The organism is Polynucleobacter campilacus (genome assembly GCF_002206625.1).
Lineage (GTDB): Bacteria > Pseudomonadota > Gammaproteobacteria > Burkholderiales > Burkholderiaceae > Polynucleobacter > Polynucleobacter campilacus.
Genome location: NZ_NGUP01000007.1, coordinates 1 through 13737, shown reverse-complemented (window position 1 = coordinate 13737; position 13737 = coordinate 1). Strand labels below are relative to the sequence as shown.

General features: G+C 45.1%; 16 protein-coding genes. 5 read left to right on the top strand and 11 right to left on the bottom strand.

Annotated elements, in window-relative coordinates; genetic code table 11:
- Nucleotides 1-4: 4 nt before the first annotated feature.
- From puhE to bchF, 8 genes are read right to left on the bottom strand one after another with little or no spacing between them, the layout of a single operon-like run.
- Nucleotides 5-787, bottom strand: a complete 783-nt coding sequence (gene puhE, locus CBI31_RS09920; RefSeq protein ID WP_088526246.1) for a putative photosynthetic complex assembly protein PuhE — start codon at nt 785-787, stop codon at nt 5-7.
- The gene (gene acsF / locus CBI31_RS09915; RefSeq protein WP_240553936.1) at nt 762-1856 is read right to left on the bottom strand and encodes a magnesium-protoporphyrin IX monomethyl ester (oxidative) cyclase; all 1095 of its coding nucleotides are present in this window, start codon (nt 1854-1856) and stop codon (nt 762-764) included. Before acsF ends, puhE begins: the two co-directional genes overlap by 26 nt.
- A gap of 19 nt (nt 1857-1875) precedes the next feature.
- Nucleotides 1876-2340 (bottom strand): photosynthetic complex assembly protein PuhC, encoded by a 465-nt coding sequence (puhC, locus tag CBI31_RS09910; protein WP_088526245.1) that lies wholly within the window; start codon nt 2338-2340, stop codon nt 1876-1878.
- Complete coding sequence (puhB, locus tag CBI31_RS09905; protein WP_088526244.1) at nt 2337-2996, bottom strand: photosynthetic complex putative assembly protein PuhB; 660 nt, start codon at nt 2994-2996, stop codon at nt 2337-2339. The genes puhC and puhB overlap by 4 nt, the downstream gene beginning before the upstream one ends.
- A gap of 33 nt (nt 2997-3029) precedes the next feature.
- Nucleotides 3030-3800 carry a photosynthetic reaction center subunit H gene (gene puhA / locus CBI31_RS09900; protein WP_088526243.1) on the bottom strand — a complete coding sequence of 257 codons (771 nt, stop codon included), beginning with the start codon at nt 3798-3800 and terminating at the stop codon, nt 3030-3032.
- 57 nt (nt 3801-3857) lie between these two features.
- Nucleotides 3858-5306, bottom strand: coding sequence for a BCD family MFS transporter (locus tag CBI31_RS09895; RefSeq protein WP_276207136.1), 1449 nt, complete (start codon nt 5304-5306; stop codon nt 3858-3860).
- A gap of 2 nt (nt 5307-5308) precedes the next feature.
- On the bottom strand, nt 5309-6034 hold the full coding sequence (gene bchM, locus CBI31_RS09890) for a magnesium protoporphyrin IX methyltransferase (RefSeq protein ID WP_088526242.1): 726 nt from the start codon (nt 6032-6034) through the stop codon (nt 5309-5311).
- Between the two features lie 23 nt (nt 6035-6057).
- On the bottom strand, nt 6058-6573 hold the full coding sequence (bchF, locus tag CBI31_RS09885) for a 2-vinyl bacteriochlorophyllide hydratase (RefSeq protein ID WP_088526241.1): 516 nt from the start codon (nt 6571-6573) through the stop codon (nt 6058-6060).
- Nucleotides 6574-6930: 357 nt separating this feature from the next.
- Here bchF and CBI31_RS09880 point away from each other — a divergent pair, with 357 nt between their 5' ends.
- From CBI31_RS09880 to CBI31_RS09860, 5 genes are all read left to right on the top strand, one after another.
- On the top strand, nt 6931-7710 hold the full coding sequence (locus tag CBI31_RS09880) for a cobalamin B12-binding domain-containing protein (protein WP_133062495.1): 780 nt from the start codon (nt 6931-6933) through the stop codon (nt 7708-7710).
- Nucleotide 7711: 1 nt separating this feature from the next.
- Nucleotides 7712-9124, top strand: a complete 1413-nt coding sequence (gene ppsR / locus CBI31_RS09875; RefSeq protein ID WP_088526239.1) for a transcriptional regulator PpsR — start codon at nt 7712-7714, stop codon at nt 9122-9124.
- A gap of 10 nt (nt 9125-9134) precedes the next feature.
- Nucleotides 9135-9821 carry a spheroidene monooxygenase gene (locus CBI31_RS09870; protein WP_088526238.1) on the top strand — a complete coding sequence of 229 codons (687 nt, stop codon included), beginning with the start codon at nt 9135-9137 and terminating at the stop codon, nt 9819-9821.
- Nucleotides 9784-11379 carry a 1-hydroxycarotenoid 3,4-desaturase CrtD gene (crtD, locus tag CBI31_RS09865; protein ID WP_088526237.1) on the top strand — a complete coding sequence of 532 codons (1596 nt, stop codon included), beginning with the start codon at nt 9784-9786 and terminating at the stop codon, nt 11377-11379. The genes CBI31_RS09870 and crtD overlap by 38 nt, the downstream gene beginning before the upstream one ends.
- 158 nt (nt 11380-11537) lie before the next feature.
- Complete coding sequence (locus tag CBI31_RS09860) at nt 11538-12251, top strand: carotenoid 1,2-hydratase (protein ID WP_240553934.1); 714 nt, start codon at nt 11538-11540, stop codon at nt 12249-12251.
- Between the two features lie 10 nt (nt 12252-12261).
- Here the strand turns inward: CBI31_RS09860 and CBI31_RS09855 are convergent, their stop codons facing one another.
- The 3 genes from CBI31_RS09855 to CBI31_RS09845 form a co-directional block, all read right to left on the bottom strand.
- A complete protein-coding gene (locus CBI31_RS09855; protein ID WP_088526236.1) occupies nt 12262-13296 on the bottom strand; it encodes a phytoene/squalene synthase family protein in 1035 nt (344 codons plus the stop codon).
- Nucleotides 13293-13526: an FAD-dependent oxidoreductase gene (locus tag CBI31_RS09850; protein WP_338047339.1), complete on the bottom strand. Its 234-nt coding sequence runs from the start codon at nt 13524-13526 to the stop codon at nt 13293-13295. The genes CBI31_RS09855 and CBI31_RS09850 overlap by 4 nt, the downstream gene beginning before the upstream one ends.
- A gap of 41 nt (nt 13527-13567) precedes the next feature.
- On the bottom strand, nt 13568-13737 hold a 170-nt coding region (locus tag CBI31_RS09845), incomplete at its 5' end, for a protein-export chaperone SecB (protein WP_206075503.1).

Genomic DNA, 13737 nt, shown 5'->3' with positions numbered 1-13737 from the left:
GTATTTATGATCGCATTCCCCACTTCCAAAGGCGCTCGCTAGAGAAAGGTAACACCATCAAAATATGCTCTAAGACTGCTAGCGACAAAATAGCGCCAGTCAATGACATTGAAGCAACCTGAAAATCATTTGAACTAGGGTTGACTGCGGCTAACCACAAAGGAACTGCGCAGAGAACACCACCAATAACCGATAGCGGCAGCAAAGGATTCATTGGCTTACAAGTGAAATAAGTAAACATGTACTTGAGATGATTTGGCAGGAAACGCTCATTGAGATTTGCAACACCCAAGAAGACGTTGAGCTTAGCGCTCTGACGCATTAACCAGAGGATGATAAAAGTCCAAAAGCCTGTTTGATTTGAGCCACCCCAAGTCATGACTGTTACTGCCAATGCCAACACAACTAAAGCAATCTCATGATGCTGAATCGTCTGAAATGCAAAGTACATCTTCTGCATACCCCGGCAGTTTTCTGGGCATGGCTCTCGACGAGGACCAGTCACATAGCCAAACAAGAAGCCGATTTCTTGCCAACCCCAAACTAAAATAGCGCAGGTGAAACCACAATAAGCACCCGCTACTGTACTTAAGTTGGCGCTCGTTTTTAATCCCACTAAAGCTAAAGCCAAAACCATACCACTCACCCAAAAGGTATTTTTATAGGTCGAAGGATCACGCTGGTTTAGCAAAAGAATGATCCCGGTGCTAAACCACCATATAAAAATCGCGTAGAGGATAGGCCAAACAATGCTCATCACATTACCAGGTAGGAACCATACGAACATTGGCAGGCAAAGTGTTGTCTTGGACTGGTAGGAAGTACAGTTTTACGAACACTAAACCAGCACGAGCACCCAAAACAGCAGACTTCACTTTATTGGTCAGACCACCCTCTTTCTTATAGGCATCCATCTTCTCAAACAGCGCCCTCATCTCTTCAAGATAGCGATAGAAACGGGAGTCATCCAAATTCACAGAAATTGGGAATACCTGCTTAATAATTTCGTTGGTGATGAACAATACTTTCTTGTCGTAATCCGTTGGAGAAATCTGCATCGCTTTGTAAAGCTCAATCCGAGTATGGTCACGAACATACATCGTGGCGTATACCGCAAGAATAAAGAAGCGAATCCATAACTTATTGACACCTTGGAGTAACTTCGGATTAGCACGCATGATTAACGCAAAGGATTCGCCATGGCGGAACTCGTCATTGCACCAGCGCTCAAACCACAAGAAGATCGGATGAAAGCGTGTTTCAGGGCGACTTTCAAGTTCCCTAAAGATGGTGATGTAACGCGCATAGCCAATCTTCTCGGAGAGATAGGTAGCGTAAAAAATAAACTTTGGCTTGAAGTAAGTGTATTTCTTGGCTTTCGCTAAAAAGCCTAAATCAATACCAATATTAAAGTCCTTGAGCCACTGGTTAATAAAGCCAGCATGTCGACTTTCATCTCTAGCCATGTAGCCGAACAAGTTACGCATATCGGGATTGGTGACCTTGCGCTTAATCTCAGCATACAAAATGCAACCCGAAAACTCGGAGGTAATCGAACTAATTAAGAATTCAACGAACTCATCATATAAGGCGGGATGGAGGTTGGAATAATTCTTGTCCATATCCGCAGGTCGCTGGAAGTGATCCGCATTATTGTCGCCCTCATACTCTGCCATCAATGCATCCCATTCTGGACGCAAGGAATCAATACTAATGCGATCCATCTCTTTAAAATCGGTCGTATAAAAGCGCGGGCTTAATACCGCATCTTCTAATGCCATCTTGGTGGACTCATTAATTGAACCCTTTGCAGGGATCTGACTTTGCAACATGGTTTCTGCGCTATCTAAATTCATTTCCAGCTCCAATAAAGATTTATGACTTACTAACTGCCACTACTTTTGACTCATTCAATAACTTAAAAAATGTACTCGCATTGGTGGGTCCAAAAGACTCCAAATCCACCAGACGACCGGTTGCAGTGTCTGATAGGGTTAAGCGGCCATCGGCACGATAAATGAGCTCAAATGGAGGCCCACCATCTAAGCCTCTGCGTTTTCTTTCTTGCGCAAGACCACGCAAGGTACCTCTTACAAAGCCTGCTTCACCTTGCACGGTATCAATTTGCTTGCCTGTTTTGTAATCAATGACTGCAATCGACCCATCAGGACGATCCTCAAAACTCAGCTGTAACACTTTTACTGGGGATGCGTCGGGCTCACGCACTGTACTCAGGTCGCGACTATTAATAAATACCAATAGCAGCACAATGCTAATGCCAGCAGCCACCAGTATCTTGGCCACAGGCGATAAAAAATCTTTGTTTTCTGGAATGCTCATACCGTCTGAACTCCCGCTTGCTCAACTTGAATTTCTTGTGCTACTTTTTTGCTCAAGCCAGTTGATGCAGCCCAGGCTTCTGTCAGGATGGCTGCTACTTTTTTTGCCTCTGGAACACAACGCATCATTGGCTCTGGGGTGGCTAAGCGCCATGGACGTGCATGAGGCCATAAATGAAAGTAGGCAATCTTATCCTCGGTGGCAATTTGCATTGGAATGTCACCTGTGCCGTCTTTGTATAACTTGAGACCAGCACTGCCCAGGGTTTTATACGGGAGATTAAATGTCACAGTCAAAACAATACCGACTCGCATCACGATACGACGGTTCGTTAGGGTGTACAGAGCTTCAGTGGCAGACCAATAAGCCATTAGACCAACCAATATCAACCCGATTATAGCTAGAGCAAAGGCAAGTGCTACGCTACTCCATCCAGCGGCTAAGCCACCCTCACTACCGGCTACAGTAATCATTTGCCAAATCACAATTACAGCAAAGTACAAGCCGAGCCATTGCAAACGAAATACATGCTTTGCCATGGAGATCCAATTGGGAGCTCCCTGCCACAAGATGATTTCATCTTGTGGCAATGGTTCGGGCAACCCTAAGGCCGCTTCAAACTCATACTCTGCTGATTGATAAGGTTGTTGACTCACAAAAAATACTTTCTACTTTCAATTTACAGCGATTTAAATTAAAGGTTCTTGACGCTCAGGGGTTGCATACAAAGTGCCTCCGCCGTAGTAAGCCATGATCTTCTCTTCTTCTAACAGGGTGATTTGATCTTGACTCTTTAAACCTGGTACCGAAGCAAATTGATTACCCAGAATTGATTTCACCTTGATAGCCTCTTTGCCAACTCTAGAAAAATTGATCGGTAGCAATACTCTTCTACCGCCAAACTCTGTCAAGGTTTCAATTTCAAAATAGCGAATCACCACTTCAGCCTGATCAATCCAGAGCTCTTTCACGGTGCCAGCTACCACACCATCGTCACCCATGACCTGCATACCAATCGGATTTCGATCTTGTTTGGCGACACTAAATTGACCGAGTAAACGCCCTGGCAGAATGCGCTTTTGACCTTCTGATGTCATATCAGGAATATCTGCGCGCTTCGTAAAGGCACCTGGCCCCACTCCATCAAGCATGGGATTGCCTGTTGGCACTAAGGGGGCGCCATTTAAATAGCTTGAGGGCCTGGCAGCCACTTTTTCAAGGGGCTCATCTTTTGGCTGGGTCACATCACCAAAATACTCCGTATGAAAAGTCTTTGGTGCCGGCATTCCGATTATTCCGATCGCTCGTCGCGTTTCTCCACGAATGTCGTACTCTAGCGGAAAACCTTCACGCTTACCCTCTAAGGTGAGGTAATACACTAGACCGAAAAAAAATACCCAAAATGCATATAGAACCAATTGCGCAATATCTATATATTCTGTAATTGCTCCGGTTGCCATCTTGCTCTCCCTTTTAACAAAAACGCTTATTGAGAAAAAAACATACTTTACTACTAGTTAACTTGGTAATTCATCTAAACCAAACTTCTTCGAAACATTCATTACCGCGTGCTTATTTATCACCACTAAAGGCCCAATGGCAATCAATGTAGCAAACAGTAAATAAAATTCAATGTGATACACAAAGCTATAACCTGTAGCAGTAGAAATCAGGCCATCTCCTAAGAGACCGCTAGTCGCTAGACCAGAAATCACATCCCGTATCACTCCACCAGCTGCAATCGCAACACCAGATGCAGTAGCGTGTACGGCGCCCCAAGCACCCAGGACTAAACCATTCATTCCGCCTGACTCAAAACTCATTGCGGCAGTTAATGTACTGACAGCAAATAATCCACCTCCAAAGCCAATTAAAAATGCGCCACAACGAAATAGCAAAGGAGAGAGTAGTGGTTCGGAAAAAATCACGCAGCTAAATGCCACAATGCCAAACAAGGCACCAATGGAGGCAAGACGATAGGGATCAATGGTGCGATTTAAATAACGCGCAGCCACCGCAAATGCCAGCAGCGCACCTAAGGAAGTCAGGCTGGTTAATACTGTCGTAGCGCTGACTGATAGGCCTAATACTTCAGCACCATAAGGCTCCAAAATAATGTCTTGCATACTAAATGCGGCAGTACCTAAACCTAAGGCTAGCAAGAAACGCATCACTTTGCCCTGCTGGGAAAAAGTGGCCCAAGTTGCTTTAAAGCTTGGCGTTGGAATGGAGTGCGCTGTTAAATGAGGTTGACGAGGTTCTTGCTTCCAGGCGGCAATTAAATTCAGTATCAAGGTCGTTGCTGCAACGCCCTGCACTACCCGTATCAACAGAATCGGTGTGATATCAATCAGCAAATAGCCAAAGATGGCGCTACTGACTGCCATGCCAACTAAGAGCATCATGTACATCATCGCAACTACTCTTGGTCTAGCCTCTGGCTGGGCTAAGTCCGATGCTAAAGCGAGGCCAGCGGTTTGAGTAGTCTGCATGCCAGCACCTACCAATAAGAAGGCAAGTCCAGTTGCAGCTTGTGCAAACCAAGCGGGCCAAGTGGTATCACCGGATAGGAGAATGAGTGCAAAAGGCATGATTGCAAAGCCACCAAATTGCAACCAAGAGCCAATCCAGATGTAGGGGACTCTGCGCCATCCTAGAAATGACTTATGACTATCACTCTTAAATCCAATCAATGCTCTAAAGGGAGCAAAAAGCAGCGGCAAGGCCACCATAATGGAAACTAAAGCAGCGCTCACTTGCAACTCAACAATCATGACTCGATTGAGAGTACCAATTAGCATCACCATCGCCATACCGACAGAGACCTGAAATAGTGACAGCCTTAAGAGACGACTTAATGGCAACTCTTTGGTGGCGATATCGGCAAAAGGTAAGAACCTTGGACTCACTCTCTTCCAATTTTCAAAAAGCTCTTTGCCACGCCAGGTCAGAGTAAACATTTTCATGGTTATTGCGCTTTATTCTGATCAGATGGCTTTTTGCTTAAACGCATAGCCTGTGAAAAATAAAATGCGCGTTGCACTTTTTGTGTACTCACTGGTGCCCAATCTACTAAACCATCATGCTTGCTAAAGGTCCTCGTAAGGGAGTCAATCGAAATCGGTTGAATAAAGGGTGATCGATCGCTTCTCGGAAATAAGCTACCGATGGTCAATAAAGTACTCAATGCCGCATTGTTAGGCGCAAAGGTAAAGGCAATATTGGCCCTAGTCCGATCAGCAAGCTTAGCCATTGCATCCGCAATATCTAAATGGTGATAGTGAATCATCGAATCCATACAAACCACGTGATCAAACTCACCAAGGGATGGATCTAACATATCGCCAGAGCGAAACTCAATCGAGCCAGAGCCGACATCATTACCAATTCTTTCGCGCGCTAAATCGACTAAAGTTGGCGATAGATCAATCGCGACCACATTAGCCCCCCGCTTTGCTAGATCAGCTGCCAAGACTCCCGTTCCACAACCAGCATCTAAAATACGCTGACCAGTCAAATCACTCGGTAAATAACTGAGTAACACATGGCGCATCTCTTCGCGCCCAGCACGAACCTTGGCACGTATACCGCTTACCTTGGCAGTGGAGGTGAGCTTAGCCCAAGCGTCTACCGCAGTACGATCGAAATACTCTTGCAGCTGACTGCGCTTTTGGGTGTAAGAATTTTCAAGCATCAAATCATCGCCTATTAATTATTTCAACCATGGGGGCTTGCCATTGAGGGATTGAGAGTGGTAGTTGCCAACTTTTTTTTAGCCTCATCCAAACGCGCCATCCGCAACTTCCAAATAAATTGGCCTGCATTCACAACATAGGTTGCATAAGCAGCTAAAGCGAGCAACATCAGTTCGGTTTGATCTAAATATCCCGTTCCTAGTGCCACCAGATACAAGGTATGCAATAGCAATACCAACATACTGAATACGTCTTCCCAGAAAAATGCTGGGGCAAATAAGTAGCAATTGAAAACAACTTTTTCCCAAATGCATCCGGTAATCATGATGGTGTAAAGCGTGAGTGTTTTAACTACTACTGAAACATTCGCTGCACTCTCACCCTCTCCAGTGAACAAAAAACGCAGCACGAGATACAGACTCACTAGGAAAACCACAAACTGAATAGGCGCTAAAATTCCCTGAACCAGAGTCCATTTAGTCTCATCTCTTCTTACCCTCTCTTCTGGGGTATAAAGTGGTCTATAGGTTTTTTCCATTTACAGTCTGCTAGTTTTTCTAAAACATCATTAAAACAATCGTAGCTAAACTTTTAAAGTCTAAAAGTGTCAATCAAAGTTTACGTTATTTAGTAAAATATACCCCTCGGGCTAACCCTATTACTGGTAGTTTCCCTATGGCTATTTATGCAAAAAGAATGCCAAATGGGTTTGTAAGCAAATAGCCCCTTTTTGGGGGAAAAGGTGATTAATTTTTTGCGGTGCAGCATTTTTATGACCGCATTAAGTTTAGCGCCCCTAATTTGTCTCGATTAATGCATCACTAGGAGATTGGCTTTGTCGGACTCGCTGAAAAAAACATTCCAATCCAGTTTAGGCGAATTAGATAATGCTGAAATGATGCAATGGCTCAATAAAACAATAGAGTCAGAAATCATCCCCCGCTTACTGATGGGGCATAAGCTGGAATCAGCCAACAATATAGCTGACGCCCAAAGTAGCAATATCGAGGTAAAACAGACAGAAATTATCGATTTTTGTCAGACTTTGCTCGATGGCCCCATAGCAGACTGCTTCACCTTTATCGATCACATGCAAAAATCGGGGCACAGTCTGGTCTCGCTCTATATGAATCTGATTCCAGCATCGACTAGGCGCTTGCAACAGCTCTGGGAAACCGACGAAAATAGCTTTACAGAGGTGACTTTGGCCCTGGGTAGAGCCCAGAACCTGATCCATCAGCTAAGTCCTGCCTTTATGAGCCAAGCCAAACTCTCTGAGTTCCAGGGAAATGCCCTGCTGATCAATGCTCCAGGATCCCAACACACCTTAGGCATCCTGATCATGGGTGAATTTTTCAAATTAAACGGCTGGAATGCAACGGTTGAAATTGAAACGACTAGCGCCGATCTCAAGGAACGCATTCGTTTACAAGCATATGATTTATTGGCAATTTCTATCTCCTGCGAGGATCAATGGAGTACCATGGAAACATTGCTTAATGAAGTAAAAAAGAACTCAAAAAACAAAGGAATACTGACAATGGCGGGTGGCCCGTTATTTGATTTCAAACCGGAACTCATTCAAGAGTGTTCTGCAGATGTTTGCGAGCTCACTGCCGAAGATGCCATTAAAAAAGTTGCAGACTTAATAGCACAAAAATCCGCCTTAAATTAATATGTCCATCTCACATCATCCAGACAAACTCTTTTCAGAATTAAGCGGGAAAGAGCTCAGCCAGATAGCGCGAGCATCTGCAGATATTTCTTTTGTTTTGGATGACTTAGGATCGATACAAAGCATCTACTCTGATAATAAAAATTTAGCCAAGCAAATTTCAGAAGATCTGATTGGGAAAAAATGGTCAGAAGTAGTAGAGCCTGATAGCAGAAAAAAAGTGCAGAGCTTACTAGATGATGCTAGCTCAGACACTATTTCTAAGTTTAGACAAATTAATATGATTGGCAATGAGCGAAACGTGGCGTTGCCAATGATGTGCGCTTCCATCAAAACATCGTCGAATCAAAAGATTATCGTTATCGGCCGAGACATCACAGAGGTCTCTCGCTTGCAGCAAAATTTAGTGTCGGCCCAAAAAGAGATTAGTCAAAATTATCTACAAATAAGTCAGCTGGAAGAGCGGTTTCAATCTATCTTTGAAATTGGCACAGAGTCTATCGTCATCGTTAAAGCAGATGATGCATACCCGATCATCGAGATGAACAGAAATGCCATAAAGCAACTGCTTCTTGCTAAAAATAATTGCATTGGAAAATCACTTCTGTCCCTCTTCCCGGCTGGCGAGCTAAGCAAGGCTACGCATTTTCTGAAAGGCGTTCAAGATACAGATGAGCCTAGCGTCCTAATAACAGTATTGAGCAATGGTGAAGCAACTCAAATTAGCGCATCTTCCTTTAATAACAGTGGGGTTACCTACTTACTGCTGAATCTGAAGCCGCAGGATTTGGCGAAAGCATCTAGCCTATTAGATGCTGACTCGTTAACCGTTAAGGCGATTGAAAATAATGCCTACGGTTTTGTCGTTTGTACCCCAGAAGGTCTGATTCTGAAGGCAAATAAAGCCTTCAATAAACTCAGCGCCACCAAGGGTGAGCAAGAACTCATTGGTACCAATATACGAAATTATTTAGGGCCAGAGAGAACCGATTTTGATCAAATGATGCAATCCTTACAAGGCAAGGCTAGCTCACAATCTTGTGTCTCTTCGATCACTAACGCCACGAGTAGCATTAAGTTAGTCGATATTTCCGCAGTATCCGTAGCCCAACCACGCGCGTGTATTGGCATGATCTTTCGCCAAGTAGATTCGAGACAAAATAAAGGTGCGCGCATCGACAAAAAACTCGTGCGCAGCTCCCAAGAGCTTTCAATGTTGGTTGGAAAAGTCCCCTTAAAAGATATCCTCGCTGAAACAACTGACTTAATTGAGCAGCTCTGCATCAAAGCTGCCTTAGACCTGACTCAAGATAATCGCGTTTCTGCTTCAGAAATCTTGGGGCTATCTAGACAAAGTCTGTACATCAAACTCAGAAAGTATGGTCTCGTAGACCTCAATAAGGATATTGATTAGAAAGTCAGTGATGAGCAGTCAAGTTGCACTGATGGTCCTTGTAGATATCCAGTCATCAGCAAAAATCAGTGGCATTTTAAGGCTCATGTTTGCAAGGCTATGGCTTTGGTCCACGCCCGGTCTTGAGTTCTTCAAACATATGGGCTCAGGAAAAAATGGTGGATTCTCATTCCGCCCCAGTGGCACCCATCAAGCCCTTTATTGCATCTTTAAAGATCTCAGTAGCGCTGAAAAATTTTGTGCATCCTCAAAACTGATCCAGTGGTACAGAGCACATGCTAATGAATTTTTTTCAGTAAAGCTCAAGACCTATTCAATCAAAGGTCAGTGGTCAGGGTTTATTCCACAAATTACTGCTGATACACCGACATCAGGTCCGATCGTTTCAATTACCAGAGCCTCAATTAAACCGCTCAATTGTCTAGAATTCTGGAGTAAAGAGCCGGCTGCAGAAATCTCGCTAGAGAAAACTGCTGGCTGCATTATTGCTGCTGGTATTGGAGAAGCACCTTTTTTCCGCCAGGCTACTTTTACAATCTGGGAATCTCAAGCAGCAATGGATCAATATGCAAGGCAAGGCGCGCATCAAGAAGCCATCCGTGCATCGATGAACGGCAGTTACTTTTCTGAATCGATGTTCTCACGTTACCAACCTTTTGATGCGTTCGGTAGCTGGAAGGGTCGCACTCTTGGCTAAAGCTCCCGTCATTATTATTGGTGGCGGCATTGCTGGACTTACTTGCGCACTCGATCTGGCCTCCTCTGGAGTTGAAGTCATCCTGGTCGAAAAAGAAGCTCAGCTTGGTGGCAAGATTCGTCAAATCAATTGCTCTGATGATCCTCTAGCCCCTGCGCCCATTGACTCTGGCCCTACCGTCTTTACGATGCGCTGGGTCTTTGATGCGCTCTTTGAAAAGGCTGGCACCACTTTAGAGTCAGAGTTAAGGTTAGAGAAACTCAATATCCTCGCGAGACACGCCTGGAGTAAAGATGAGAGATTGGATTTATTTTCAGATATAGATCAATCAGCGCAAGCGATTGCAGAGTTTTCTTCTCCTGCAGAGGCAAAACGGTTTCTCCAATTTTCTGCCCAATGTCGAGATCTTTATAAGGCGCTTGAAAAGCCTTATATGCTTTCAGCCAAGCCAAACTTTAGCGGCATGATTGCCGACTTAGGAATTGCTGGCTCCAAGGTCTTATATGACATTGGCTTATTTAATACTCTCTGGAAATCCTTAGGCAATTATTTCCATGATCCTAGATTGCATCAATTGTTTGGTCGTTACGCTACCTACTGTGGCTCATCCCCATACGAAGCCCCTGCTACCCTGATGCTGATTGCCGATGTTGAGACCCAAGGAGTATGGGCGCTCGAAGGCGGCATGTATAGCCTCGTTGCGGCCATTCGTAAGTTAGCGCAAGATCAAGGTGTGCAATTTTTGACTGGTAAAGCTTGTGAAGAAATTCTGCTCAAAAATGGTAAGGTCAGTGGCGTTCGATTAGCAGATGGCACTCTGCTTTATTCAGAGCACGTTATTTTCAATGGTGATCTTGCGGCGCTACAAACTGGCCTCCTCAATGCAGAGGGAATCAAAGCATTCAATACAAAGATGGCTCCGCCCTCACCTGCCAAGAGATCGCTTTCTGCGATTACTTGGTCAATCAATGCCAAAGCAGATGGCTTTCCACTGGTGCGTCACAATGTGTTCTTTAATCAAGACTATCAAGCTGAGTTTGATGACATCTTTAATCGGGGTCGCCTCCCCCGTAAACCCACCGTCTATGTCTGCGCCCAAGATCAAGGGGATAGCTACCAAGCTAAACCTGACTTACAAAGACTCCTCTGTCTGGTGAATGCCCCGGCCAAAGGCGATCAATCTGAATTTAATGCCCAGGAAATCGAACAATGCGAACACGAAACCTTTGGTCTTCTGCAACAATGTGGTTTGAACATCGATTTGGACAGCGCAATATGTCACCGTACGACACCCGCTATTTTCAACCAGCTCTTTCCGGCGACGGGCGGAGCCCTCTATGGCCAAGCCAACCATGGATGGATGGAAACTTTTGGGCGAGCTTCAGCGCAGAGTCCAATTCCGGGACTACTTCTGACGGGGGGCAGCGTGCATCCGGGACCGGGAGTTCCAATGGCAGCCCTATCGGGACGCATGGCGGCCGCAACCCTGATGGGACACCTCGGTTTGACCAAGCTGTCGGGAAGAACGCTTATCTCTGGTGGTACATCGACGCTCTAAGTGATGATGGGCAACATGGCGTTGTCTTAATCGCCTTTGTTGGTAGCGTATTTTCACCCTACTATGCCTGGGCTAGAAGAGGTGGAGCCTCTGTTAACCCTGAAAATCATTGCTCACTCAACGTTGCTATTTATAGCAAAGGCAAAAATCGCTGGGCGATGACCGAGCGTGGTGAAAAGCAAGTCTCCCGCAGTTCTACTGAATTTGTGATTGGTCCAAGTAATCTACGCTGGGATGGCAATAAGTTAATTGTCAATATTGAGGAGCGCGCCGTGCCCTTTGGGCAAAAGGTTTCAGGCACGGTTGAACTTTATCCCAATACCCTCTTTAACTTTAGTACGCCCTTAGATGCCGCAGGCAAACACCGCTGGGGCCCGCTTGCTCCTTCAGCACGCGTCAAAGTGAACTTAAATTCTCCCGATTTAAAATGGGAAGGGAATGCCTATTTAGATTCCAATGAAGGTGATGAACCTATCAGCAAATCTTTTCATGAATGGGACTGGTCTAGAGCGGAAATGAGTGGTGGCAGAACTTCGGTTATTTATGATGTGCGCGAAAAGAATGCTCAAGAAAAAATCTTAGCACTGACCTTTAATCCGAATGGCACGATTGATCATTTTGAAGCGCCGCCAAGACAAGCTCTCCCAAAAACCATCTGGGGTATTCAAGGGCATATGCGCAATCAAGGCTCTGAGGGCTTAAAAGTCATTCAGATGCTAGAAAATACACCTTTTTATACGCGCTCTGTTTTGAATTCAGAACTCTTAGGCGAGAAAGTCGTCTCTTTTCATGAGACCTTAAATGTGCCCAAACTCACATCAACTGCGACCCAATTCATGCTGCCCTGGAGAATGCCGCGTATTACGTGGTGACTAGCTCTAGTTACTGTAGGGCTCTGCCATGAGTAGGAGTATTGCGGCGTCGCTCTTGTCGCTCCATCAGATCAACGAACCAGAGCAAATGATCGTGTGTTGTTCCATCAAACCGCTTGTCATGGGGAATCTCAATCACAGCATCTACTAAATACTGAATCGCTTTATCAGCATCAACCTGATGCTGCTTAGAAAATATTTTAGAGATCGCTGTAAAGGCTTCTGCCAAAAGAACTACTTTTCTCTTTGAAGGCACATACGCTCTTGTAGAGATTGAATCTAGATTCAACTTTTCAACTTCTCGACCAATCTCAGCATAGATCAGCCTCGCCGCCTGAATGGCTGGACGGCAATCCCACGGTAAATCCGAAATACCATCCTCTGCACGAGAATACAAAGTATCAGCATGCTTTAAAAGGCGTGCAATCACACTAGCAACTTGATCATTGAACTCGGGTTTTTGTAACCAGACTTGTGGATCGAGTCCTGCCTCTCTAAGCCAATTAAGGGGTAAATAGATCCTGCCATTTGCAGCATCCTCACCCACATCGCGCGCAATGTTGGTGAGTTGCATTGCAAGACCAAGCTCGCAAGCTCTTGCTAAAGTCTCAGACTCTCTGCGATCCATGATCACACACATCATGGCGCCCACTGTACCCGCAACGCGTGCACAGTAATCTAGTAGGTCTTCTAAGCTATCGTAAGTTTTAAACTGGGTATCCCACTCGTAACCCTCTATCAGTGCGAGCGGCAAGCTGATAGGTAAATCAAACTCTTTAACCACAATCGATAAAGCCCGATCAGCAGCAATATCATCTGGCGTACCTTGGTAGATTCGGTCAAGCCGTTCACGCAATTTTGGTATCGCATCTGGTTCTGCGTCTACTGCATCAGCGACATCATCGGTAATTCGACAGAATGCATAAAGCGCAGTTGCTGGGTCTCTCACTCTCTGCGGCAAAATTCTGGAGGCAGCAAAGAAAGACTTTGAGCCATCTCGCATGGTTGCGACGCACTCTTGAAGGTCTTTCATACTTTGGGTCATGCTAAGACTTTTTTAGGTTCGGCTACTACTGACATCAACGCTTTTGCTGAAGATAAAACACCGGGGATGCCTGCACCTGGGTGGGTTCCAGCCCCCACCATATAAAGCCCTTGAATATCCTCACTACGATTGTGCGGTCTAAACCAAGCACTTTGAAGCAAGAGCGGTTCAAAACCAAAGGCGGCACCTTTGACTGACAAAAGACGATCCTGAAAATCTTGAGGAGTCATGAGAAAGGATCTTTCATGATCTGTGTGCTCGCTGTTTAGGTCTAATGAGGAAGAATTATTTTGCTCTCATCAGTAGCTTCGCTTTCTTCGCCAGCTGCCTGTTGAGCTTGCATGAGGCGGTGCTCATACATACCTTGGAAATTGATTTCATTTAGATGAATCGGCTGGAAGCCTGCGCGACTAATAATGTCGGCAATATTTGAACGAAGAT

Excerpts from the sequence above, each read along its gene's own strand:
- puhE (WP_088526246.1), bottom strand. The coding sequence starts at position 787 with ATGTTCGTATGGTTCCTACCTGGTAATGTGATGAGCATTGTTTGGCCT.
- acsF (WP_240553936.1), bottom strand. The coding sequence starts at position 1,856 with ATGAATTTAGATAGCGCAGAAACCATGTTGCAAAGTCAGATCCCTGCA.
- puhC (WP_088526245.1), bottom strand. The coding sequence starts at position 2,340 with ATGAGCATTCCAGAAAACAAAGATTTTTTATCGCCTGTGGCCAAGATA.
- puhA (WP_088526243.1), bottom strand. The coding sequence starts at position 3,800 with ATGGCAACCGGAGCAATTACAGAATATATAGATATTGCGCAATTGGTT.
- CBI31_RS09895 (WP_276207136.1), bottom strand. The coding sequence starts at position 5,306 with ATGAAAATGTTTACTCTGACCTGGCGTGGCAAAGAGCTTTTTGAAAAT.
- bchM (WP_088526242.1), bottom strand. The coding sequence starts at position 6,034 with ATGCTTGAAAATTCTTACACCCAAAAGCGCAGTCAGCTGCAAGAGTAT.
- bchF (WP_088526241.1), bottom strand. The coding sequence starts at position 6,573 with ATGGAAAAAACCTATAGACCACTTTATACCCCAGAAGAGAGGGTAAGA.
- CBI31_RS09880 (WP_133062495.1), top strand. The coding sequence starts at position 6,931 with ATGATGCAATGGCTCAATAAAACAATAGAGTCAGAAATCATCCCCCGC.
- ppsR (WP_088526239.1), top strand. The coding sequence starts at position 7,712 with ATGTCCATCTCACATCATCCAGACAAACTCTTTTCAGAATTAAGCGGG.
- CBI31_RS09870 (WP_088526238.1), top strand. The coding sequence starts at position 9,135 with ATGAGCAGTCAAGTTGCACTGATGGTCCTTGTAGATATCCAGTCATCA.
- crtD (WP_088526237.1), top strand. The coding sequence starts at position 9,784 with ATGCGTTCGGTAGCTGGAAGGGTCGCACTCTTGGCTAAAGCTCCCGTC.
- CBI31_RS09860 (WP_240553934.1), top strand. The coding sequence starts at position 11,538 with ATGACCGAGCGTGGTGAAAAGCAAGTCTCCCGCAGTTCTACTGAATTT.
- CBI31_RS09855 (WP_088526236.1), bottom strand. The coding sequence starts at position 13,296 with ATGACCCAAAGTATGAAAGACCTTCAAGAGTGCGTCGCAACCATGCGA.
- CBI31_RS09850 (WP_338047339.1), bottom strand. The coding sequence starts at position 13,526 with ATGACTCCTCAAGATTTTCAGGATCGTCTTTTGTCAGTCAAAGGTGCC.